This is a genomic window from Paracoccus sp. S1E-3 (assembly GCF_013868135.1).
GTDB lineage: Bacteria > Pseudomonadota > Alphaproteobacteria > Rhodobacterales > Rhodobacteraceae > Paracoccus.
Window position 1 is genome coordinate 252,363 of sequence record NZ_JACEMU010000016.1, and the last position, 23,094, is coordinate 275,456.

The 23,094-nt window shown below is 66.5% G+C and carries 21 protein-coding genes; 8 read left to right on the forward strand and 13 right to left on the reverse strand.

Annotation, left to right across the window (positions count from 1 at the left end; translation table 11 throughout):
• Positions 1 to 265 precede the first annotated feature (265 nt).
• On the forward strand, positions 266 to 1,450 hold the full coding sequence (locus H1S04_RS15750; RefSeq protein ID WP_181746468.1) for a capsule biosynthesis protein: 1,185 nt from the start codon (positions 266 to 268) through the stop codon (positions 1,448 to 1,450).
• Between the two features lie 79 nt (positions 1,451 to 1,529).
• On the opposite strand, the gene H1S04_RS15755 is transcribed toward H1S04_RS15750, so the two are convergent.
• From H1S04_RS15755 to H1S04_RS15765, 3 genes are read right to left on the reverse strand one after another with little or no spacing between them, the layout of a single operon-like run.
• Positions 1,530 to 2,204, reverse strand: coding sequence for an ABC transporter ATP-binding protein (locus tag H1S04_RS15755; RefSeq protein WP_181746469.1), 675 nt, complete (start codon positions 2,202 to 2,204; stop codon positions 1,530 to 1,532).
• Positions 2,201 to 3,376, reverse strand: a complete 1,176-nt coding sequence (locus H1S04_RS15760; protein ID WP_181746470.1) for a hypothetical protein — start codon at positions 3,374 to 3,376, stop codon at positions 2,201 to 2,203. Before H1S04_RS15760 ends, H1S04_RS15755 begins: the two co-directional genes overlap by 4 nt.
• Positions 3,373 to 4,197 carry an ABC transporter permease gene (locus H1S04_RS15765; RefSeq protein ID WP_181746471.1) on the reverse strand — a complete coding sequence of 275 codons (825 nt, stop codon included), beginning with the start codon at positions 4,195 to 4,197 and terminating at the stop codon, positions 3,373 to 3,375. The genes H1S04_RS15760 and H1S04_RS15765 overlap by 4 nt, the downstream gene beginning before the upstream one ends.
• Positions 4,198 to 4,693: 496 nt before the next feature.
• On the opposite strand from H1S04_RS15765, the gene H1S04_RS15770 reads away from it, so the two are divergent.
• Genes H1S04_RS15770 through wecB form a run of 3 tightly spaced genes read left to right on the forward strand, consistent with a single transcriptional unit; the run spans position 4,694 to position 10,037 of the window.
• Positions 4,694 to 8,164: a glycosyltransferase gene (locus H1S04_RS15770; RefSeq protein ID WP_181746472.1), complete on the forward strand. Its 3,471-nt coding sequence runs from the start codon at positions 4,694 to 4,696 to the stop codon at positions 8,162 to 8,164.
• Positions 8,161 to 8,940 carry a sulfotransferase family 2 domain-containing protein gene (locus H1S04_RS15775; RefSeq protein ID WP_181746473.1) on the forward strand — a complete coding sequence of 260 codons (780 nt, stop codon included), beginning with the start codon at positions 8,161 to 8,163 and terminating at the stop codon, positions 8,938 to 8,940. Before H1S04_RS15770 ends, H1S04_RS15775 begins: the two co-directional genes overlap by 4 nt.
• Positions 8,937 to 10,037, forward strand: coding sequence for a non-hydrolyzing UDP-N-acetylglucosamine 2-epimerase (gene wecB / locus H1S04_RS15780; RefSeq protein ID WP_181746474.1), 1,101 nt, complete (start codon positions 8,937 to 8,939; stop codon positions 10,035 to 10,037). The genes H1S04_RS15775 and wecB overlap by 4 nt, the downstream gene beginning before the upstream one ends.
• On the opposite strand, the gene H1S04_RS15785 is transcribed toward wecB, so the two are convergent.
• The 7 genes from H1S04_RS15785 to H1S04_RS15815 form a co-directional block, all read right to left on the reverse strand.
• On the reverse strand, positions 10,038 to 11,231 hold the full coding sequence (locus H1S04_RS15785) for a DUF1501 domain-containing protein (protein WP_181746475.1): 1,194 nt from the start codon (positions 11,229 to 11,231) through the stop codon (positions 10,038 to 10,040).
• Between the two features lie 3 nt (positions 11,232 to 11,234).
• The gene (locus H1S04_RS15790) at positions 11,235 to 12,605 is read right to left on the reverse strand and encodes a DUF1800 family protein (RefSeq protein WP_181746476.1); all 1,371 of its coding nucleotides are present in this window, start codon (positions 12,603 to 12,605) and stop codon (positions 11,235 to 11,237) included.
• 134 nt (positions 12,606 to 12,739) lie between these two features.
• The gene (locus H1S04_RS15795; protein ID WP_181746477.1) at positions 12,740 to 13,234 is read right to left on the reverse strand and encodes a copper chaperone PCu(A)C; all 495 of its coding nucleotides are present in this window, start codon (positions 13,232 to 13,234) and stop codon (positions 12,740 to 12,742) included.
• 42 nt (positions 13,235 to 13,276) lie between these two features.
• Positions 13,277 to 13,618 carry a hypothetical protein gene (locus H1S04_RS15800; RefSeq protein WP_181746478.1) on the reverse strand — a complete coding sequence of 114 codons (342 nt, stop codon included), beginning with the start codon at positions 13,616 to 13,618 and terminating at the stop codon, positions 13,277 to 13,279.
• Between the two features lie 139 nt (positions 13,619 to 13,757).
• A complete protein-coding gene (rpmB, locus tag H1S04_RS15805) occupies positions 13,758 to 14,057 on the reverse strand; it encodes a 50S ribosomal protein L28 (RefSeq protein WP_166328926.1) in 300 nt (99 codons plus the stop codon).
• 103 nt (positions 14,058 to 14,160) lie between these two features.
• Positions 14,161 to 14,928, reverse strand: coding sequence for an isocitrate lyase/phosphoenolpyruvate mutase family protein (locus tag H1S04_RS15810; protein WP_181746479.1), 768 nt, complete (start codon positions 14,926 to 14,928; stop codon positions 14,161 to 14,163).
• Positions 14,925 to 15,998: a bifunctional transcriptional activator/DNA repair enzyme AdaA gene (locus H1S04_RS15815; protein WP_255435652.1), complete on the reverse strand. Its 1,074-nt coding sequence runs from the start codon at positions 15,996 to 15,998 to the stop codon at positions 14,925 to 14,927. The genes H1S04_RS15810 and H1S04_RS15815 overlap by 4 nt, the downstream gene beginning before the upstream one ends.
• A gap of 148 nt (positions 15,999 to 16,146) precedes the next feature.
• On the opposite strand from H1S04_RS15815, the gene H1S04_RS15820 reads away from it, so the two are divergent.
• The 3 genes from H1S04_RS15820 to H1S04_RS15830 all read left to right on the forward strand — a co-directional run bounded on the left by H1S04_RS15820 (position 16,147) and on the right by H1S04_RS15830 (position 18,709).
• Entirely contained in the window at positions 16,147 to 16,515 is a 369-nt protein-coding gene (locus H1S04_RS15820) for a SoxS protein (RefSeq protein WP_181746481.1), read from the forward strand.
• 61 nt (positions 16,516 to 16,576) lie between these two features.
• Positions 16,577 to 17,869, forward strand: a complete 1,293-nt coding sequence (gene serS / locus H1S04_RS15825; protein ID WP_181746482.1) for a serine--tRNA ligase — start codon at positions 16,577 to 16,579, stop codon at positions 17,867 to 17,869.
• A 102-nt stretch (positions 17,870 to 17,971) separates the two neighbouring features.
• Positions 17,972 to 18,709 carry a hypothetical protein gene (locus H1S04_RS15830; RefSeq protein WP_181746483.1) on the forward strand — a complete coding sequence of 246 codons (738 nt, stop codon included), beginning with the start codon at positions 17,972 to 17,974 and terminating at the stop codon, positions 18,707 to 18,709.
• Here H1S04_RS15830 and der read toward each other — a convergent pair.
• Genes der through H1S04_RS15845 form a run of 3 tightly spaced genes read right to left on the reverse strand, consistent with a single transcriptional unit; the run spans position 18,706 to position 22,248 of the window.
• Positions 18,706 to 20,184 carry a ribosome biogenesis GTPase Der gene (gene der, locus H1S04_RS15835; protein WP_181746484.1) on the reverse strand — a complete coding sequence of 493 codons (1,479 nt, stop codon included), beginning with the start codon at positions 20,182 to 20,184 and terminating at the stop codon, positions 18,706 to 18,708. The two genes, H1S04_RS15830 and der, sit on opposite strands and share 4 nt — an antisense overlap.
• Positions 20,181 to 21,512, reverse strand: a complete 1,332-nt coding sequence (locus H1S04_RS15840; protein WP_181746485.1) for a PQQ-binding-like beta-propeller repeat protein — start codon at positions 21,510 to 21,512, stop codon at positions 20,181 to 20,183. The genes der and H1S04_RS15840 overlap by 4 nt, the downstream gene beginning before the upstream one ends.
• A gap of 13 nt (positions 21,513 to 21,525) precedes the next feature.
• On the reverse strand, positions 21,526 to 22,248 hold the full coding sequence (locus tag H1S04_RS15845; RefSeq protein ID WP_181746486.1) for a tetratricopeptide repeat protein: 723 nt from the start codon (positions 22,246 to 22,248) through the stop codon (positions 21,526 to 21,528).
• A gap of 166 nt (positions 22,249 to 22,414) precedes the next feature.
• Between H1S04_RS15845 and H1S04_RS15850 the strand changes: the two genes are divergently transcribed.
• On the forward strand, positions 22,415 to 23,008 hold the full coding sequence (locus H1S04_RS15850; protein ID WP_181746487.1) for a hypothetical protein: 594 nt from the start codon (positions 22,415 to 22,417) through the stop codon (positions 23,006 to 23,008).
• Positions 23,009 to 23,094: the final 86 nt, after the last annotated feature.

Sequence of the window (23,094 nt, forward strand, 5' to 3'; positions counted from 1 at the left end):
CGATCGGGCCGATTTCAACTCAATCCCGCGTCATCGGCGTGGGAAATCCGGCATTGTGGCCGCCAGGACCGTCCGAGGGTCACCAATGCGGCGATCCGTGCGTGTCATTTCCCTCGCCGCGCCACTTGCCCGGGGCCACGCCGTCGCGCCGGCTTTCGTGACTGGACGGGCCGGGCTTTGGCGGGCTGTGTGCTGGCGTTGCCGTGCTCGTGCGTATATATCGGCCCCAGACCCGCAAGCCGGGACTGATGGACAGGAAGGCAGCATGGCCGAAATTCAACTGACGACTCCCCATCGCGCGGCCCCGGCCGGCCGGGTCAAGCGCCTGAAGCGCCCGCGGGGCGAGCAGATGACGCGGACGCTGATCCTCGGCTCGCTGCTGGTGATGGTGATCCTGCCCACGCTGGTCTGGGCCTGGTATCTGTGGGCGCGGGCGCAGGATCAGTATGTCTCGACCGTGGCCTTCTCGGTCCGCAAGGAGGAAGCCGATCCGACGCTCGACATTCTGGGCGGCTTGACCCAGCTGACCGGCAGCACTTCGGCTTCGGATCCCGATATTCTGTATGACTTCCTGCGCAGCCAGGACATCGTGGCGACGATCGATTCCGAACTGGATCTGCGCAAGCGCTTCTCGGCCGTGCACGATGTCGACCCGGTCTTCGGCTACGACCCTTCGGGCACGCTGGAGGACCTGACCGATTACTGGCGCAAGCAGGTCAAGGTCCATTACGATTCGGCCAGCAAGCTGATTACCCTGGAAGTGCTGGCCTTCACCCCCGAAGACGCCATGGAAATCGCCGAGGCAGCGTTCACGGAAAGCAGCCGGACCATCAACCGGCTGTCCGACATCGCCCGCGACGACGCCACCCGCTTTTCGCGCGGCGAGCTGGAAAAGGCGCAGGACCGCCTGACCGAAACCCGCCAGTCGCTGACCGCCTTCCGCATGCGCACCCAGATCGTCGATCCGGCCGCCGATCTGGAAGGCCAGATGGAGGTCATGACCAAGCTGCAATCGCAGCTGGTCGAGGCGATGGTGGCGCAGGATACGCTGCGCGAAACCGCCCGGCCCAACGACACCCGCGTGCTGCAGGGTCAGCGCAAGGTGGATGCCATCTACGCCCAGATCGAGGCGGAGCGCGCCAAGTTCGGCGTCGCCGACGTGGGGCCGAACGGCGAAAGCTATGCCCAGCTGGTGGCCGAATACGAGGAACTGGCCACCGACATGGAGTTCGCCGAAACGACCTATCGCGCGGCCCAGGCCTCTTACGAGGCGGCGCTTGCCGAGGGTCAGCGTCAGTCGCGCTATCTGGCCGCGCATATCGCGCCACGGCTGGCGGAATCCTCGCTGCTGCCGGACCGCCCGATCCTGCTGTTCAAGATCTTCGGCGTGCTGCTGCTGGGCTGGTCCATTCTGTTGCTGTGCTATTACAGCATGCGCGACCGCCGCTAGTGGCGGTCCTGCGCCCGCGCGGTCCTTTCGGGGATGGCGCGGGCCGGCCCGGCGGATGGTGCCTTCCCTTCGCTCGCCTTCAGTCGTCGTCGTTATCTGCGGCGTGAACGTTGGCGTGGTGGACGCGGATCGCCTCGTCCAGATCCTCGTAATAGGCGATCCGGCCACGTTCCAGCACCGCGCCCGCCGTGCACATCCGGCGCAGCAGCGGCATCGAATGGCTGATGAAGATCGCCCCCGATTCCCGCATCCGTTCCTTGAAGACGTATTCGCTTTTCTCGCGGAAGCTGGCATCGCCCACGGCCGAGACCTCATCCACCAGATAGGTGTCGAATTTCAGCCCCATGTTGATGCCGAACAGCAGACGCGCCCGCATCCCCGAAGAATAGGTCCTCACCGGAAGGTAGAATTTTTCGCCCAGTTCGGCGAAATCCTCAACGAAGTTTTTCAGCGCATCGGTATCGGCGCCGTAGATGCGGGCAATGAACTTGGTGTTCTGCGCCCCGCTCATATGCGGGTGCATCGAGTTGGCCAGACCGATTGGGAACGAGATGTTGCCATCGCTGAGCACCCGCCCCGAATTGGGGATCAGCGCGCCCGAGATGACCTGAAGCAGCGTCGATTTGCCGGCTCCGTTCCGTCCCAGAAGTGCCACCGACGTGCGGCTGGGAAAGACCGCGTTCAGGTCCTGAAACACCACGTTCCTGACGTGGCGCGAATAGAAGATCTTGCTGACATTTTCGAGAACGATCATTTGCGGTCGCGGATTCCATAGAAAGTCAGCAGCAGGATGATCCACAGCACGAGGCTGCCCATCGCCACAATCAGCAGCGTCGGCCAGAACTGGGGAAACAGCTCGATCGAGGCCATCGACCCGCCGGTCACGCTGGACAGGAAAACCTTGGTCGATTCCAGTTCCTGATTGTAACGCAGGATCGACAGTTCGGCCATGCGCAGCGACAGGCCCGACAATTCGGCCTCGGTCAGCAGGGGCTGGTAGGTGGCGATCAGATCGGTGATCTCGTCGCGGGTCGCCAACTTGCCCTGCCGGCGGGTGGGGTCATTCAGAAACGCCCTGATCGCCGCCAGCCGGTCGGCCGCGGCGCGGGTCAGTTCCTGTTCGCTGGCAACCGCCCCCTCGATCTCGGCCAGACGAATTTCCTCGCTGGCCTGCATCGAGCGCAGGAAGGTCTTGAACTCGGTATCGAGACCCAGCAGCATGACCGGATCCACGGTGCGGTTCTGCAGCCGGAATTCGGTCAGCCGCTTGCGGTCCTCGTCGCTTTTGACGCGCAGTTCCTCCACCCGGCGCTCGGCCTCGGTGATGGCGGCCCGCAGGGTGGCGGTCCGCGCCAGGTTCAGCCGCCGCTCGGCCTCGACGCGGATGGCGCGCAGCACCTCCTCGGCGGATTGCTGATCGAAGGCGGTGACCGATACGCGGATGATCTGGTCGCGCGATCCCAGGTGAACCGCGACCATGTTGCGCCAGAAGTCATGTCCCACTTCGGACGAGGCATTGGGGTCGTAATGCGTCGGCAGATAGGGCACCAGCCGATCCTCGGGCCAGATCCGCGACAGGTCGATCTGATCGCGGATGGTCCGGTAGAAATCCTCGCTGAGGACGAGTTGGCGGACGATGGCGGTTTCCTCGCCGCCCGAGCCCTTGAAGGCGGTCTGCAGCTTCGACGAGGCGGATTCGCCATCCCCGAACGAGCCCAGCGAATGTTCCTGCACCGTCACCGAGGCCGTCACCTTGCGCAGCGAGCCGGCGAAATTCCACGATAGAAAGGCTGCCATCAGCGTCGGTATGATCACCATGACCACGAAAGCGCCGATCAGCACGTAATGACGCTTGCGCAGGCGCGCCAGGCCGACATCGCGGATGTCGTATTGCGGCGTCTCCGGCATCGGGGTGGCCACGTTCATTTGTCCAGCAACTCCCGGCTGAACAGGCGGATCCCGGCCAGGCCGATGAAGGTGGTCACCAGCGCGATTTCCAGCGGATAGCGCAGATCGGCATAGCTGCCGACATAGTCGACATAGAAGGCCTCGCGGACGCGGCCGGTAATATGCACCAGCGGGTTCCACAGCAGCCATTCGCTGTAAGGGCGCGGCAGGGTCTCGACCAGGATGATGATGCCCGAAATGATCACCAGCGGGCGCGAGACGAAGTTCCAGACCATGTCCCAAAGCGGAAACTTGGTCTTCACCGCGCAGTTCATCAGCCCGATGCCGAAGCCCAGCACGGCTGCGGTGGCGAAGGATTTGAGGATCTCGGCGACGCGGAAAGTGGTGTCGGTGTCGTAGAAATACAGGATGAAGCCGAAGACCAGCACCGATACGACCGCCTGGGTCAGCACCGCCATGATGAATTTCGACATCAGCACGTCGAACAGCGTCACCCGCGGAAAGTTCAGCAGGTTGCGCGAGGACTGGATGGCGAACTCCACCCGCGCGCAGACGCTGCGGAACATGAAGAAAGGCAGCATCCCGGTGGCGTAGAAAATGGCGAAGTTGTCGCCCAAGGGGGGCACCCGGAAACCAGCCGAGAAGATCATCGCCAGGCCGATGATCCCCACCACCGGCGAGATGACCGACCACAGATAGCCGCCCGCCGTGTCGCCGTTCGAGGTCGTCAGTTCGCGCATCGACAGCGCCGCGATGGTGCGCAGCGTCGACATGCGCGGCAACATCCGGCCACTGACCGACGCCTGCACCGGTCGCAATTCGGGGGTGGAGCCGTCCATCAGCGCACCTGTCCCCTTGCCTTTCCCCGGCCTTGGTCGCCGCGCGGCAAGGATGCGGGGACCGATCCATCGGCCGGCGCGCCAATGCCGCGCAGCCCCGGTGGCGGGACGGCCCTATTGCGATCGGGTGTCGGGCGCATCTGTTCCTCTTGGTCGGCCGGCAAACGGGCGCGGCGCGGATCGGATAAAGTTGCCGGAACTTAGTCCCTCGCGTCCCGAAGGTCGAGAGGCTGCCATCCGCTGGCCGGCAAATTCACCGTGAACCGGGCGCCTTTCCGCCCTTTCGCAGCGCGCTGGGGCGTCGCGCGGGCTGGACTTCGCGGTGGAAATCTGCGATCCGGCGGCAAGAAACGATCTTTAACGAATTCCCCCGCATGGGTTTCGGGGCAGTATCGAGGTTTTCCGTCCGGCCCTGCCGTGCGTCCTGCGACGGCCCTGGCGCGCCGTTGGTCGCGGCGGAAGTCCCTCCCCTCCCCGACACCGCCAGAGAGACATGATGACAGCGCGCCAAAAGATTCTGACCGTCTTGGGCATGCACCGCAGCGGCACCTCGTTCCTGACGGATTGCATCGAGGTGCTGGGCTTTACCCTGCCCGCTGACCGCAGCGGACCGTCATCCGACAACCCCAAGGGCCATTTCGAACCGCAGGCGGTGGTCCAGCTGAACGACGACCTGATGCGCCGGCGCGGTGGTTGGTGGGGCCGGATCGCCCCCATCACCGTCAATGCCGATCCCGAGGCGATGGCGGCTGCGCTGGCGGACAGCTTCGGCGACGCCCCCCGCGTCGTCATCAAGGACCCGCGGATAAGCCTGCTGATGCCCGCCTGGCGCCCCTTCCTCGAAGAGCGCGGCCAGCTCAGCGCGCTGATCGCACTGCGGCATCCGGGCGAAATCGCGACCTCGCTCTCGCGGCGTGACGCCATGGGCACCGACATGGCCTATCTCAGCTGGATGGCCTATACGCTGGCCGCGCTGGAGGGCAGCGAAGGACTGCCGCGCGGGCTGGTGCTGTTTCCCGACTGGATCGACGATATCGACAGCACGTTGGAACGGATCGCACAAATCACCGATGTGCCCGTCCCCTCTGGCGCGGTCGAGGACGTCACCGCTCGATTTCAACGCGACGCCGTGCATGGCGGCCAGCAGCGCGCTGCCCCCACCGCCGAGATCGACCTGCTGGCCGGCGACCTGTTCACGGTGCTGGCGCGCCATGCCCGCGAAGGCTCGATGCCGGACGATGCCGAAATCGCGCCCTTCCGCGCCCGTTTCGACATCGTGTCCGAGGCCGCGCGCGAGGTCGAGGCCGCCGCAGGCGAGCGGATCGTGGAGCAAGTGGACATTATCAACGAGCTGAACGACCGTTTGGAGCGTTTCAGGAACGATGCGGCGCGTTTTGCCGATGATGGCAGGCAACTGCAGGAACAAGTCGCCGCGATCGAACAGGAACGCAGTACCATCGTCGCCGCGCTGGAAAGCCAGATTTCAGCGACCGAACGGCAGCGCGACGAAATACATACGCAACTGACCGGACAGATGGACGACATGCGGCAGGAACGCGAGACCATGGCCGCGATTCTGCAACAGCGCATCGCCGCGACCGAAGCCCAGCGGAATGAGATTGCCGATACCCTTGGCAAGCAGGTCCAGCAGGCGCATGCCGCTCTGGCAGAGGTTCAGCAGCGGGCGGAGCAGGCCGAAAGCCAGCGCGACGCGGCAATTGTCGAAAACAGCCGGATCGATATCCAACTGGCACAGACCGAAGCCGATCTCGAAACCTCGCGCATGCATCTGGACGAGGCGAAGCGAGAGCAGACCGCGCAGATCGGCCACTTGACGCAGCTTCTGGAACTCGAACGCATGACCATTCTGAAACCCCTCTATCGCCGCGTCCATCGCATGGGCGGCGATCTGCTGCGCGGGGTGCTGTCGCAGTCGGCCTTCGACTGGCTGAAGCGCGCCGTCCCCCATCCGGGCAACGTGCCGACCTATCTGGCCTATGCGCCTCGTGTGCCGCAGCATGGCGAAATGCATGCCTTCGACGATGTGGCCCCCGCCGACCCGGCCAAGCCCGACATCTTCGTGCTGTCGATCATCAACTGGGACTTCCGCACCCAGCGCCCGCAGCACCTGGCCAGCGAAATGGCCCGTGCCGGCCACCGTGTCTTCTTCATCGAGATGGAGACCAGCGACGGCCCGGCTGAGGCCCGCGAGGTGGCACCGAATGTCTACGTGCTGCGTCTGTCGCAGCGCGGGATGGGCTTCGTCAAACCCTATTCGGGCGACGTGCCGGTCGCCAGCCAGCGCGCCTGGGTCGATCATTTCTACAATTTCGCCGACCGGATCGGCGTCACCCCGCGCGCCCATGTGGTGATCGAGCATCCCTATTGGTGGAATTTCGCCCGCCATCTGGCGCCGCAATTTCAGCTGACCTTCGACTGCATGGACGAGATCGCCGGCTTCTCGAACACCGAACAGGCGATCCTCGATGCCGAGGAGGACATGATCGCGAAAGCCGACCACATGATCGTGTCCTCGCAATATCTGCATGACAAATACGCGCCCAAGCGCCCGGTCCGGCTGGTCCGCAACGGCACCGATGTCAGCCATTTCGTCCGCGACGAGGAGGCCGACCGCATCCCTGATTTCCTCGCCGGCAAGCTGCGGGACGGCGCGATCCGCGTGGGCTATGTCGGCGCCATCGCCGAGTGGTTCGACACCGACCTGCTGGAGGAGGTGGCCCGGCAGAACCCGGATTTCGATATCCATCTGTGCGGGGCCGTGACGGCCGAACATCCCGCCCGGCTGAACAAGCTGCCCAATGTCACCATGCATGGCGAAATCCTCTATGCGGATGTGCCCGCCTTCCTGAAGGCGATGGATGTGCTGATCATTCCCTTCCAGCTGGTGCCGATCATCCAGGCCTGCGACCCGGTGAAATTCTACGAATACTCCGCCGTGAAGAAGCCCACCGTCTCGACCGCGCTGCCGGAACTGGCGCGCGCGGGCGATCTGGTGACCACCGCAAATGACCCGGCCGGCTTCGCCCAGGGCATCCGCGATGCCGCCGCCAAGTCGGCCGATCCGATGGTCGGGGCGGCGCTGCGTGCCTATGCGCTGGAAAATGCGTGGTCCTATCGCGCCGCCGACATGCTGGCGGAAATGGAAAGCGCGCCGCTGCTGTCGGTGGTGGTGCTGGCTTACGGCTCGGCCGATCTGACGCTGGCCTGCCTGCATTCGCTGTTGGGCCGGGGCGAGGTCTATCCGGCGCTGGAGGTGCTTGTCGTCGACAACGGCTCGCCGGTCGAGGAACTGGAAAAGCTGCGCGAGGTCGCGGAAGGCGACCGCCGCATCCGCCTGATCGAGAACGGCGAGAACCTGGGCTTCGCGAAGGGCAACAATGTCGGCATCGAGGCGGCGCGCGGCGAATATCTGCTGTTGCTGAACAACGACACCTATGTGCCGCCGGGGGCCCTGTCGGCGATGGTTCGTCACCTGCAGCTGAACCCCGAAATCGGTATCATAGGCCCGATGACCAACAATATCGGCAACGAGGCCCGGATCGAGGTCCATTACGCCGATATGGCCGGGATGGAGAGCATCGCCCGCGATCTGGTCACCGGCTATCGCGGGATCTGGACGCCGATTCCGGTCAATGCCTATTTCTGTGCCATGTTCCGCAAGGCCGACATGGACCGGATCGGGCATCTGCCCACCGTCTATGGCCGCGGCATGTTCGAGGATGACGACCATTGCGCCATGTTCCGCGAGGCGGGAATGGACATCGCCCTGGCCGAGGACGCTTTCGTGCACCACCACCTTTCGGCCACGTTCAACGCCATCCCCTCGGCCGAAAAACAGGCACTGTTCGAGAAGAACAAGGCGACCTATGAAGACCGCTGGGGTCCCTGGGTGCCGCATCGCTATCGCGACAGCCGCCCGGATTCCACCTTGCCGGACAAGCCATGAAAACTGTCATTCTGCATTATCACATCTACAAGAACTCCGGCACGTCGTTCGAGCGGGTGCTGGACGAGAGCTTCGGCGCGCTGCACGAGCGTTTCGACGGCCCCTACCCGTTCTTCACCATCGATCAGGATCAGGTCGACCGAATCATCCGGCGGCGGACACAGGCGGTGGCGTTCTCCTCGCATCAGACGCTGATGCCACAGCCAACCGCCGTCGATTACCGGGTGATTGCGGCGCTGTTCCTGCGCCATCCGATCCTGCGCATCGGCTCGATCTATCGCTTCAAGCGGCAGGCCGATGACGGCACCACCACCTCGGCGCTGGCGCAGCAGCACGACTTCGCCGGCTGGATCGCCAAATGTTTCGAGATCCCACAGGAATTGCCGCAGATCTCGAACGGTCAATCCCGGCATCTGGGCGGCGTGTATGGCCGCACCCCGGCGATGAAGCGCGCGCCGCAGATGATGATCTATGACCTGTCCACCGCGCGGCGGAACCTCGCCAATGTCGAAATGCTGGGCCGGACCGAGCATTTCGAGGCCGATATCCGCCGCTTCGCCGAGATCGCGCCGCGCTTCGGGCTGGAACTGAAGATCCCCCAGCAGACCCGGCACAACACCACGCAGGACATCGACCGCCCGGTCGCCGATCGCGTCGAGGATCTGCTGAAAACGCTGTCTCCGGCCGAACGCCAGCGGCTGCTGGCCGCCAATGCGCAGGATCTGGAGCTGTATGACTATGGCAACTGGCTGATCGAAAGGGGTGCCCCGGCATGACCAGGAAAATCGTCTGCGTTGTCGGCACCCGCCCCGAGGCGATCAAGATGGCGCCGGTGATCCGCGCCATTCAGGAGGCGCCCGACATGGAATGCGTCGTGCTGGCGACCGCCCAGCACCGCCAGATGCTGGATCAGGTGCTGCAGGTCTTCGGGATCACCCCCGATATCGATCTGGACATCATGCACCCGAACCAGACGCTGACCGGCCTGACCGGTCGGCTGCTGCTGAGGCTGGAAGACGCGCTCGGCGGCCTGAAGGCCGATGCGCTGCTGGTGCAGGGCGACACCACCAGCGTGCTGGCCTCGGCGCTGGCGGCCTTCTACATGGACATTCCCGTCGGCCATATCGAGGCGGGGCTGCGCACCGGAAATATCCGCAATCCCTTCCCCGAGGAAATGAACCGCGTCGTCACCTCGCAACTGACGCGCTGGCATTTCGCGCCGACCGAATTCGCCGCCGACAAGCTGCGGGCCGAGAACTATGCCGAGGACAGCATCATCGTCACCGGCAACACGGTGATCGACGCGCTGCACCACGTCTCGGCCCAGCAGCCCGAGCTGGGGATCGACCTGCCCGCCGACCGCCGCCTGCTGCTGGCCACGCTTCACCGGCGTGAAAACTTCGGCGAGCCGCTGCGCCGCATCATCGACGGGCTGGAGCAGGTGCTGGAACGGCACCCCGACACCCAGTTGCTGCTGCCGGTCCATCACAATCCGAATGTGCGTCAGGTCATTCAGGACCGCTTCGGCACCCGCGACCGCGTGACCCTGTGCGATCCGCTGGAATATACCGCCTTCGTCGCCGCCATGAACCGCGCCACGCTGATCCTGTCGGATTCGGGCGGTGTTCAGGAGGAAGCCCCCGCCCTCGGCAAGCCGGTGCTGGTGCTGCGCGAAACCACCGAGCGCCCCGAGGCGGTCGATGCCGGTGCCACCCGTCTGGTCGGCACCCGGACCGAGCAGATCGTCGCCGCCGCCGACGAGCTGCTGACCGATGCCGATGCCTATGCCGCCATGGCGCGGATCGGCTCGCCCTATGGCGATGGCAAGGCGGCGGGCCGCATCGTCGAACGGCTGCGCCGCGATCTGGCCTGATTACAGCAGGATCCCCGGCATCTTGTCGATGCGGAGGCCGGGGAAAATCACCTCCTCCAGCGCGCGGGCGGGCACGCCGAACTGGCCCGCGATGGCCGCGCCGGCATAGCTGCGCACATCCATCAGCGGCATCAGGTCGCGCCCGGCATAGAGGCTCTCCTCGGCCAGACCGGGCCAATCGCCGTAAATCCGGCCGCCACGCACAGCGCCGCCCGCCATCACCATCAAGCCGCCGGTGCCGTGATCGGTGCCCCCGGTGCCGTTCTCACGCGCGGTGCGGCCGAATTCGGTCATCGCCAGCACCACGGTATTTTCCCAATTCGCGCCCAGATCCCGCTTCAGCACCTTCAGCGCCATTACCAGATCATCCAGCGGCCGCGCGAGCGCGCGGACCTGCCCGCGATGGGTATCCCAGCCGGTCAGCGAAAAGGCGGCAATCCGGGTCGCCCCGTTCAGCCGCGCGGCGGCAAAGCTCGCCAGCGCCTCGACCGGGCCAGGTTTCTTGCCGTCCGCCATGACCGGATCAGCGCCCGCGGCCTCCGCCTCGGCGCTGATGGTGATCGCGGCCTCGGCGGCATTGTGGAAGGGGGCATCGCCTTCATAAAGCGCGCGCAGCAGGATCTGTGCCTGCGACGACAACGAGAAGCGTGCCTCGGGCGCCCAGCTTGCAAAGGGGTTTTCACCCTGCAGGATCGCCAGCTCATCGGTGCCGACAGCAAAGGCGGTCTCGAACACGGCGCCCGGAATCAGCGGCAGCAGCCGGTTCAGCCAGCCCCCGGCAGGATGCGCGGCCTTCGGATCGGCGCCCACCCCGGCTTCGAGGATGTCCTGGCCGTCGAAATGGCTGCGCTTGTCGCGATAGGGGGTCGAGACGGCCTGTGCGAAGCCCAGTTCGCCCGCCTGCCACATCGGCATCAGCGGCGCCAGCGCCGGATGCAGTGCATAGAAACCGTCCAGATCCAGCGCCCCCGCCTCCGGCCCCGATGAGAGCGTCGGGCGCAGCTTGCGCAGCAGCGGATCCCCGTAGGGCTGCACCACGTCCAGCCCGTCCATAGCGCCGCGCAGCACGATCGTCACCAATCGGCGGTCGCCGGGGGCCGAGGCGAAGCTCATCGGGGTGATGGCTGGCAGGGCCGCAGCCGAACAGGCCGCGCCGAGGGCGATATTCAGGAACTGGCGGCGATCGAGCTGCATCGTTTACCTCCGGTTGAACTGCGGCGAGGCGAGCACCAGCCCGACCCCGTCCGCCTGTGATTCGGCCCGTGCGACCAGGGTTGCGACCTCGGGCGCCATCTCGGGCCCCAAAGCGGTCGCGGCAAAGCTGCGCGGATCGGGCAGCCGGGTCATCAGCTTCTTCGGCTGCACCATCGCCCAATAGATCCGCGCCGCCAGCAGCTGCGGGCTGAGCCACGCGGCGGCCGGTTCGGGCCAGCCTTCGGGCTGCGAGGCGCCATTGATGTTCTGGCCCATCCGCTTCATCGGCTGGACGTAATGCTGGTGCAACTGGGGCGTGGTCCAGCCCATCACCTGCGCGCCGTCCACGCCCAGGGCCCGCAGACCGGCCACCACCAGATCCTGAGGCTGGCGGACCTTCTGGCCGAAACTGTCACGGGCTTCGGGGTGGCGCACCAGCACGTCATAGACCGCCATCAGATCGCCGTCGGTCTGCTGAAAGCGGGCCTGCATGTCGGCCACCAGCCCCGCCGGCGGATCGTCGGCGCAGAAATGCCGCGCCAGCTTGGTGCAGATGAAAGAGGCCGTGTCCGGCCGCACTGCCAGATCGTTCAGAAATTCCTCGATCTCGGACAGCTTTGCCGGACGGCCACCACCATAGCGAGTGCCGAGGACCGTTTCCGCCCCCGGTTCGACCCGGCGCAGTTCAAAGACGAATTCCCGCTTCTCGTTGACGGAAAGCCCCGTCATCAGTCGCGCCAGTTGGCGCACATCGGTCTGGCTGTAATCGGCGCCCACGCCCATGCTGTGCAGTTCCAGCAGTTCGCGGGCATGGTTCTCGTTCAGGCCCAGCCGGCGCTTCTTGCGCTGGTTGATCGCCATCGGCGACCGCGGCCCGACCGACGAACTTTGGTCGAGATAGAGCAGCATCGCCGGGTGCAGCGTGGCCGCGCGCAGCAGTTCGGAAAAGCGGCCGCGCTGATGGGCGCGCAGGACGTCTTCGTGGAAGGCGGCCTGCAGCACCCGCAGATTGGCCGAGTCGGCGCGGGTGGTGAAATGGCTGGCCCAGAACAGCGCCAGCCGGTCGGCAAATCCTGTCTCGTCATCCAGCGCCCGCGCCAGCCGCGCCCGCACGGCCGCTTCGGCGCCGGCATCCAGCGCCGCCTTGGTGCGGATATATTCCGGGCTGTCATCGCCCTTCTGCTGCGCGGCACGCCCGGCCATGGCGAAATCATAGGCCAGCCGGCTGGCCTCGGGCGTCGACAGCGCCGGATAGCGCGCCACCATCGCATCCTCGCGCAGCCCCTGCATCAGCAGATCGGCATCCCCAACGCCCGCGTGGCGCGGAGAGAGGCCGGTGCCGAAGCGGATCAGCGAAAATTCTGCATAGGTCATGGCGCATCCATTTCGTTGTTAACGCCCGCAGGCCGGCGCGGTTCGCGCGTCGCGGCAACCTGCGGTCACAAATGCGTGGCGCCCCGCCGGCGGGAAAGAGGCCGCGCGGCCCCTTTCCACCGGACCCGGTGCGCTCAGTTCGTTGCGGGCGCGGGCATGGTATGCTCGCCGTGTGACATCGGCGCGGCATCCTCGGGTTTGCGGTCATTATCGACCGGCACCACCGCCGCGACGGTGCCGCAATCGCCGAAATCCAGCGTCAGCGCGAGGTCCTGACCGTTTTCCAGCGGCGCCGTCAGGCCCATCAGCATCACATGGTCGCCGCCGCGCTCCAGCTTCTGTTCGGCGCCGGCGGGGACAGCAATGCCGCCCTCGATCTTGCTCATCTTCATCACGCCGTCGCCCATGTCTTTGGTGGTGTGCAACTCGGCCATCTCCGCGGCTTCGGTGGTCACGGCGGTCAGCGTGCAGTCTGCGGCGCCGGAGTTGCGAAGCGTCATGAAGGCGGCGCCGGATTTCGGGTTGGCGCTGCGGGCATAGCCGTCGGCGACGGTGATGGCGGCGTCCTGCGCGAAAGTGGCGGCGGGAAGGATGATGGCGGTCAGCGCCGCGAGAAGGGTGATTTTCATCTGTCTGTCCTGAATGGTCGGAAGGGTTGGAAAAGGGATAGCTCAGCCGAAAGCCGACGGCGGATCGCGGGCCTGGGACGATGGCGCATCGCGCCCCGCCCCCCCGATCACCGGCGCGACCGGGACGCTCCACGCGGCCCACACGCGCGCCGGGGGTTGGGGCGCGTCCATCCCCACCGCCGCCAGCAATTGCGGGGCCATGTCGGGACAGAAATCGCTGCGCTTGACCGGTTTTCCGTCTTCGTCGACGCGCAGCGTGATGACAGCCGCGCCGGCACAGATCACCAGTTCGGATACCGCACGGGGCTGACCGCGCGCCGAGGCGAGGCCCTGCGAGGTCAGAGCCAGGATGAGGATCAGGAACAGGCGGAAACCGGCGCTCATGCGGTGATGTCTAGCGCGGGCGGGCGCGCCGCGAAAGCGACATGATCGCGCAGCGCGCCCGATGACGGTCCCGTGATCGCAAACGAAATCGCCCCGCCGGGGATGCCGGCAGGGCGATCAGCATTCAGGTCGCGAAGGATCAGGCCAGGTTGGCGGCCGAATCACCGGCGCCGGCGATCTCTTTCTTGATCTTCAGCGCGCGGGCCGACAGTTCCGCATCCTTGGCTTTGGCCAGAAAGGCGTCCAGACCGCCACGGTGATCGACCGAGCGCAGGGCGGCCGCCGAGATGCGCAGCGAATAGGCGCGGCCGGTCTTTTCCGAGGTCAGCGTGACATCGTTCAGGTTCGGCAGGAAGCGGCGACGGGTTTTGTTGTTGGCATGGCTGACGTTGTTCCCGCTCATCGGGCCCTTGCCGGTCAGTTCGCAGACGCGCGACATGGTCTTATCCTCGTTTTACGTTCGCGGGACGGCGAGGTCCCAATGTGAAAGGGCGCCGCAGCACCTGTCGGTGTCAGCGCCCGGAAATTCGGTTCGCGGGTAATTACCGGCCCGCGCGGGGAACGTCAACCCCTGTTGGGCCGGAACGCGATATGTGGTCGCGAAATGCGCGGCCAAGCCCATCCATCGCCTCGCGCCATGGGAAGGGGCCAAAGCTGACGCGCGCCACGCCCAGCCGGGCAAGATGCCCGATCGAGGGCGCCGCGGGCGATTTCATGATGTTCACCGGCAAGGGCGACCGCCGGCAGACCGCCGCGATCAGGTCGGGATCGACCAGCCCCGGCACGAAGAAACCATCCGCCCCCGCCTCGGCATAAGTGCTTGCCCGCTCAAGGGCTTCCTCGATCAGTTCCGAATGCGTTCCGGCTGGATTCTGCAGGAAAAGATCGGTCCGGGCATTGATGAACAAGTCCGTCCGCGCGCGAATCGCGGCGATCAGCCCAGCCTGTTCGGGGGCGGCCCGAATGCCGCCTGCGGGTGGCAGACCGTCTTCGAGATTGATCCCGACCACGCCCAGATCGGCCAACCCGGCGGCGTTTTCCGCCATGTCCGCCGGGGTGTCGGCATAGCCTGCTTCGAAATCGACGCTCAGCGGCAGATCGGAGACCGCGCGAATCCGCGCCACCACCGTCAGCAGCAGATCGAAGGGCAGCGTCTGTCCATCCTCATATCCCAGCGCTCCGGCAACCGAGGCGCTGCCCGTCGCCAGCGCCGCCGCCCCCGCGCCGGCCACAGCGCGGGCTGAACCTGCATCCCATATATTGAACAGGACCAGCGGGTTGCCGGGCTGATGAAGCGACGCAAAGCTCATGCTGCACCTGCATATTGGCGTTCGACCGCGATCAGCTTTTCCTTGCGCCACAGGCCGCCGGCATAGCCGGTCAGCGTTCCGTCCGCCCCGATCACCCGGTGGCAGGGAATCACGATGGCGATTCCGTTGGTGGCATTGGCGCGCGCAACGGCACGGGTGGCGGTGGGCTGACCGATGGCGTCTGCCACCTGCGCATAGCTGCGGGTGCGACCCGCCGGGATCTGGCACAGCGCATCCCAGACGCGGCGCTGGAAGGGCGTGCCATGCGGGGCCAGCGGCAGATCGAATCGTGCCCGCTCGCCCGCGAAATAGGCGCCCAGCTGATCGGCAGTGGCGCGCGTCACCGCCGACCGGCCAAGTCCGACCTTGCCGCCGGCATCCTTCGAGACCCGCGCCAGTTGCGGCTTCAGCGCCTTTCGGTCGGTGAATTCCAGCAGGTGCAGCGCTGATTCGTCGGCCACCGCGATCATGCCACCCAGCGGCGTGTCGATCCAATCGGCGACCAGCCCATCGGCGCCGCGCATCGCCGCCGGCGGATGACCGAACAGCTTGGCGAAGGCCTGACGGAAACCGCTGGCCGAATCGAAGCCGGCATCCAGCTGTGCCTCGATCACCGCATCGCCGGTGGCCACCCGGCGCGCGCCTTCGCGAAGGCGTATCTCACGCGCCATCTGCAGAAAGGTCACGCCGAAATGGCGGCGGAACGCGCGACGGATGGTGGAGGGATCAAAGCCCATCTCCGCAACATCGCTCTCGGTCCAGCGGCGACCGGGATCGGCCTCGATCGCGGCGCGCAGGGCGGTGACGGCGGCATCGCCTTCCGCGGTGGCCCCCACCGGATGGCAGCGCTTGCAGGGGCGAAAGCCTGCGGCCTGCGCATCTTCCGGCCGGGCGAACCAGCGGCAGTTTTCCGGGCGCGGCTTGCGCGCCGGGCAGGTCAGGCGGCAGAAAATCCCGGTCGAGGTCACGCCCACATAGGCGCGGCCTTCAAAAGCCGGGTCGCGCGCGGTCAGCGCGTCATAGAGGATCGCGTCATCGGGCAGGTCGAACATGGTCGGCTCCTTTGTCATCTGCCCTCACTCCTACAGGTTACGCCCAGATGGCGCGGCGCGAAAACGGGCGTTTACTTCGGTTCCCGCCCTTCACTTTCTGGATAGGCCCGACCGCCACGAAAGAAAAGCGCTGTGCCCCAGCCGCCCGCGCGCCTATTGTCCGGCCATGCGCATCCTGACGACCCTTCTGCTGCTTCTGACCCTGCTGCCCGGCGCGGGCCGGGCCGACCCGCAGACCCGATTGCTGATGATCCGGCAGGATGGCTGTATCTACTGCCGCCAATGGGAGGCCGAGATCGCCCCCCTCTACCCCACCAGCGCCCAGGGCCGGGCGGCGCCCCTGCAGCGCATCGACATTGACGGCCCCTACCCGGACGGGCTGGCGCTGGATCGGCAGCCCTATGTCACCCCCACCTTCATCCTGATCCACGACGGCCAGGAAATGGGCCGGATCGAGGGCTATCCCGGCCCGAAGAACTTCTGGCGTTTTCTGGACCGGCTCATGGCGGCGAAGGCTCCGCAGCCCGCGGGCTAGTATTTCAATCCGCCCCGCCTTCGGCTAACACGCTTGGCGTAACTTTCAGACAGGTTCCGCCATGCACGACATCCGCGCCATCCGCGAAAACCCGGCCGCTTTCGATGCGGCGCTTGCCCGCCGGGGCGATGCGCCGGTCGCGGACCAGATCCTGTCGCTGGACGAAACCCGCCGCGCGCGCATCAAATCGGCCGAGGACGCGCAGGCCGAACAGAACCGCGCCAGCAAGCTGGTCGGCGCCGCCAAGGCCAAGGGCGACGAGGCCGAATTCGAACGCCTGCGCGCGCTGGTGGCCGAAACCAAGGCGCAGGTCGCCGCGCAGCAGGCCGAGGCCGCCGATCTGGACCGGCAGTTGCGCGATCTGCTGATGACCATCCCGAACCTGCCGCTCGACTCGGTGCCCGATGGCGCCGACGAAGCCGACAATGTCGAGATCCGGCGCTGGGGCAGCCCGCGCAACTTCGACTTCACCCCGGTCGAGCATTTCGAGATCGCCGGCGTCAAGCCCGGCATGGACTTCGCCACCGCCGCCAAGCTTTCGGGCGCGCGCTTCGTGCTGCTGCAGGGCGGCGTCGCCCGTGTCCACCGCGCGCTGGCGCAATACATGATCGACACCCATGTCGATCAGCACGGCCTGACCGAAACATGGGCCCCGGTTCTGGTCCTGTCCGAGATGATGGAAGGCACCGGCCAGCTGCCGAAATTCGGCGAGGACAGCTATCAGACCCGCGAAGGCTGGTGGCTGATCCCGACCTCGGAGGTCACGCTGACCAACACTGTGAATGGCGATGTGGTCGAGGCCGCCAGCCTGCCGCGCCGCCTTGTCGCGCATTCGCAGTGCTTCCGCTCGGAGGCGGGCAGCGCCGGGCGCGATACGGCGGGGATGCTGCGCCAGCACCAGTTCGAGAAGGTCGAGATGGTCTCGATCACCACGCCCGAGGACGGTCTGGCCGAACACGCCCGCATGACCGCTCGGGCCGAGGCGATCCTGGAAGGGCTGGGCCTGCCTTATCGCACCATGGCGCTGTCGACCGGTGATATGGGCTTCAGCGCCCGGATCACCCATGATCTGGAGGTCTGGCTGCCCGGCCAGAACACCTATCGCGAGATCTCCTCGGTCAGCTATTGCGGCGATTTTCAGGCCCGGCGGATGAATGCGCGCTTCAAACCCGAAGGCGGCGGCAAGCCGGAATTCGTGCACACGCTGAACGGTTCGGGTCTGGCCGTGGGGCGCACGCTGATCGCGGTGCTGGAAAACGGTCAGCAGGCCGATGGTTCGGTCAGCCTGCCGGCGGTGCTGCACCCCTATCTGGGGGGCCGCACGGTGCTGAAGGCCGACGGCACGCTGGGATGACCGGCACCCGCGGGGGCGCGGCCCGCGGGCAGCTGCATCGAAATTAATTTTTGACTATTGGCTCAACTGCGCAACCTGCGGCGGACTGATGCGTTTCAGAACATGCAACGCGCCGCGACCCTTGTGATGACTCTGCTGACACTGGCATTCGTGGCCAGCGGCATGAAATTCGCCCTCGCGTCGCGACCGGACGCCCTGCTGCCGGAACAGTTCGCCACGCTATCGGGCCAGGCCGACCCCGACGGGCTGGCAGAGATCTATCTGCGTCCGCAGCATCCCGCCATGTGGATCATGCTGTGTATCCTGTGGGTGGTGCTGCTCGGCTTCGCCCTGCGCGAGGCGTGGCCCCACAAGGCGCGCCCCGATCTGAAACTGGCGGATCTGTTGCTGCTGATCGCGGCGCTGGCGGCCGGAACGGTCTGGCCATGGGTGGCTGTGGGCGCGCCGCTGGTCGGCTTCCTGCTGTGTGTGCTGATGCTGCTGGCGCTGATCGCGGCCGGTCGACGCACCGATTCCGACGGGCGCCTGGCGCGCGATCCGACGCTGGGGATGTTTGCCGGTTGGGCGACCGTGCTGACCTTCGCGGCCTTCGCGTCCTTCCTGCTGGACGCGATGCCCATTCCGGTGGAGCTTGCCACGCTGGCCGGGGCCATCCTGTCCTGCAGCGCCGCGATCGCCATTCAGCTGCGGCTGCCGAACAATCCGACCTATACAGTGACGGTGATGTTCGCCCTGCTGGCCACCGCCGCCACCATGATCGAAACGAACCCGCCCATCGCGGTCATCGCCGTCCTGTCGATGGCAGCGCTGACCTTCCTGCTGGTCCGGGTGACAACCTAGGTTCCCTTCGGCTTCTGCCGGTTCTTGTGCTTCGACAGCGCCCCCGACTGGCTGATCTTGGTCGCCTTGTGCCGGTAAGGGTTTGCGTTACCCTGATCGCGGAAGAAGATGCGGATCGGCGTGCCCGGCATGTCGAAATCCTGCCGCAGCCCGTTGATCAGATAGCGGTGATAGCTTTCGGGGATCTTGTCGGTATGGGTGGCCTTCACGACAAAGGCCGGCGGCCGCGTCTTCACCTGCGTCATGTAACGCAGCCGAATGCGGCGTCCGCCCGGCGCGGGCGGCGGATGCGCCTCGGTCATCGCCTCCAGCCAGCGATTCAGCTTCGAGGTCGAGACCCGCGCGTTCCACACCTTGTAGGCCTGCATGATCGCATTGTGCAGCCGGTCCAGCCCCTTGCCGGTCTTGGCCGAGACGGTGACCAGCGGCGCCCCCTTCAACTGAGGCAGAAGCCGCTCGAAGGATTCGCGCAGCTCCTTCAGCTTCTCGGCCTTGTCTTCTTCAAGGTCCCACTTGTTCGCAGCCAGCACCACCGCCCGCCCCTCGGTCTCGGCCAGATCGGCGATGCGAAGGTCCTGCTGCTCGAAGGGGATAGCCACGTCCAGCAGCACCACGACCACCTCGGCAAAGCGCACGGCGCGCAGACCGTCGGCGACCGACAGCTTTTCCAGCTTGTCCGTCACCCGGCCGCGCTTGCGCATCCCCGCGGTGTCGAAGATCCGCATCGGCGTGCCCATGAACTCCGTCCGCACGGAAATCGCGTCGCGGGTGATCCCGGCTTCGGGGCCGGTCAGCAGCCGGTCCTCGCCCAGGATCTTGTTGATGAGGGTGGACTTCCCGGCATTGGGACGCCCGATGACGGCCAGTTGCAGGGGCTGGGCCTCGGTCGGCATCCAGTCGGGAACGTAATCCTCGAACTCGGCATCCTCAGGCAGATCGACATCGACTGCGGGTTCGTAAACCGCGTTCTGCGCCGTCAGTTCGGCCGCCAGCGGCTTCAGGGCGGCGTAAAGATCCTCCATCCCCTCGCCATGCTCGGCCGAGATGCGCAGCGGTTCGCCCAGACCAAGGCCATAAGCCTCCATCGCGCCGGCCTCGCCCGCGCGGCCCTCGGCCTTGTTGGCGGCGAGGATCACGTGCTTGGCCCGCTTGCGCAGGATATCGGCGAAATATTCGTCCGCCGCCGTCAACCCCGCACGGGCGTCGATGACGAACAGCACCACATCGGCCTCGTCCACGGCGCGCTCGGTCAGGCGGCGCATCCGGCCCTGCAGGCTGTCATCCTCGGCCAATTCCAGCCCGGCCGAATCGACCACGATGAAGCGCAGATCACCCAGCCGGCCCTGCCCTTCGCGCAGGTCGCGGGTGACGCCCGGCTGGTCATCCACCAGCGCCAGCTTGCGCCCGACAAGGCGGTTGAACAGGGTCGATTTGCCGACATTGGGCCGGCCGACAATGGCGAGGGTGAAGCTCATCTGAACGCGTGCAGGTTGCCGTCACGACCGGTGACGTAAAGGGTGCCGCCCGCGACGACCGGCGCACTGGCCGCGCCGCCAGGGATTTCGGCCTGACCGACCAGATTGCCGGAAACCGGGTCGAAGCTGCGCAATATCCCGTCCGAGGACGACACGAACAGCCGCCCGCCCGCCAGAACCGGCCCGTATTGGGCATAGATGCGGGCCTGTTTCTTCACCTTCTGGTCGACGAAATACGGCAGGTCGCGGGCCCAGACCAGGCCACCGGTGGCGGCGTCCAGCCGGATCAGCTGGTTCTGGTCGTTGACCGCAAAGATCGCGTTGCCCGCCGGCAGTACCGGCGAGACCGCGCCTTCGCGGGCCGACCAGACCTGCTGGCCGGTCGCCCGGTCGAGCGCCGCAATCCGTCCGGACGAGGTGCCGGCATAGATCAGGTTGCCGGCGATCACCGGTTCCCCCGTCATGTCGCGGATATAGGCCACGGCGCGCCCGACGCGCGAACCGGCGACCTGACCGGACCAGTTCTCGATCCCGGTCTGGGTGTCGGCGGCCAGGATCTGACCGGAGGAGAAGGGAAAGACGACCAGATTGCCCTCGACCGCTGGGGCCGCCACGCCGGTCACCCCGGTCGGCTGCCGGATGCCCGAGACCTGCCACAGAAGCTTGCCGTCCGCCGCCCGCACCGCATAGCCATTGGCGCCGCGATCGGTGACATAGACCACGCCGTTGCTCACGGTGGGCGCGCCACCGATGGGGGCGCCGACGCGCTGGCGCCACAGCACCCCGCCGCGTTGAACATCCAGCGCGATCAGCTCGCCATAGCCGGTGGTGACGAAGACGCGGCCCGCTTCGTAAGCGATCCCGCCACCCGAGGTGCCCGCATTCCGCTCGCCCGGCGGGGTCAGGTCGACCGACCAGGCGCGGCTGCCGGCCAGCGAAACGGCCGTCACCGTCGCCCGGCTGTCCATCGCGAAGATCCGGCCGCCGGCGACGACCGGATCGGCGCTGATGCGGTAGCGGCGATCCGCCGCCTGCCCGATCGGCACCGAGAAGATGCGCTGCGTGCCCGCCCCGAAGGCGACATGACCGCTGTTATGGGCGGGATTGGCAGCACGATGCGTCCATTCCGCGTTGGCGCGCGCGCCGGGCAGCGACAGTTGCCCCCCGCCGGTGGGCGGCTGTTCCACTGCCGGTCCATCGGGCGAGGTCACGGCGCGCGGATCGAAGCGCGGCCCCGGCAGAATCACCTCGCGTTCGGCGCAACCCGCCACGGCAAGCGCCGCCAGCAGGGCAAAGCGCGCGGGCGTCAGGGCAAGTTTCGACGTCATGGCAAGCCTCATGTCATTCAGCGGGGGCAGGTGCGGGTTCGGCGCCGGGGGCGGCTGCGGCATTGGCAGCCGCCGGGGTTGCGGCGCGCGGCGCGCCCGGTTCGGCACCCAGCGTAATCATCATCTCGGTCAGGCGGGCGCTGAGCGTCTGGCTGACGCCATCCTCGGCCATGATCTCGCGGATCAGGTTCAGCGCATCCTGGTCGCGGCCGGCAGCGATCAGCGCCACCGCCTTCTGTTCCAGCGCCAGAAGCCGGAAGGGCGCGCCGGGCTTGGACAGCTCGGCCAGGGCGGCGTCGCGGACAGCGGGGTCCATCGTCTCGCCCATCGCCAGCACGGCCTTCAGCCGGGCCAGGTCGCGCAACGTCGGGTCCTGCGCCGCCGCGGCGGCACCTTCCAGATAGGCGCCTGCGGCGGCGCTGTCCTTGGCATCCAGGGCCGCACCCGCCGTCAAAAGCTGACCCAGCGCGCCGCGATCGGGATTGCCCGCCGGCTCCAACGCCGCCAGCGCCACCACCGGATCGTCCGATTTCTGCGCCGCCAGGACGGCATCGCCCCAGGACTGGGCCTCGGCCTGATCGCGGGCATTGACATATTCGCGCCAGGCCGCGCCGCCCACGATCACCACGATCACCAGCACCCCGATCCAGCCATAGCGCCGCATCAGCAGGTAAAGCCGGTCGCGCCGGACCTCGTCGGTCACTTCGTCGATGAAACTGTCGGTATCGTGGCTCATGTGGTTCCGCCTTGTTCTCGCTGCCTCTTATAGCCCAGACGCGGCAGGGAACAAGCCGCAGGCAGGATCACGTCGCCGACACCCCCGCTGGCGAGGGCCGTCTGCGCCCTTGACGCCGCCGGGCGAACCGCCCTCCAATAACCCATTGCCGCAAAGGAGCCCGGAGATGAGCAGCCAGCCCGCCCTCGACGCCGACCAGATCGCCGCCCTGTTCACGCGCGACGGCAACTATCTTGCCGCCCGCTGGGGGCGTCCGGTGGCGCCGGTGATCTTCGGTCTGGCGGATGAAAGCCTGGACATTTTTCGCGGCGCGCTGAAGGCGGCCTATGCCCATGCCGGTCATCCGCTGGCCGAGACCGATCCCGAAATCGGCGCGAATCTGATGATGTTCTTCTGTCGCGAATGGGACGAGCTGGCCGAAATCCCCGACCTCGACCAGTTGACGGGCCAACCCGATCTGATCGCCCGGCTGAAGCAGCAACACGCCGACACCTACCAGATCTTCCGCTTCGACCCCGACGGCAGCATCCGCGCCTGCCTGTCTTTCGTGCGCATGGGCGGCGCGCTTGCCGATGCGCATCCCGCCCAATTGGCCGAAACGCTGGCCATGCGCACCATGCTGACCTTCGCGCAGCAGGTCACCGCCAGCGCGCCGCTGGCACAGCTTATCCGCGCCGCCTATGATCCGGTGATGCCCGCCGTTGCCCGCGACCCGAGCCATGCGCTGCGCCTGGCCGCCCGCGTCGGCGCAGCCAGCTGATCCCGGAGATCAGCGAAACTGGCGCGCTTCGCACCCGGCCGCGCGCAGCGCCGATTATAGAAAGCTATTGCCAGATGACGTGACCA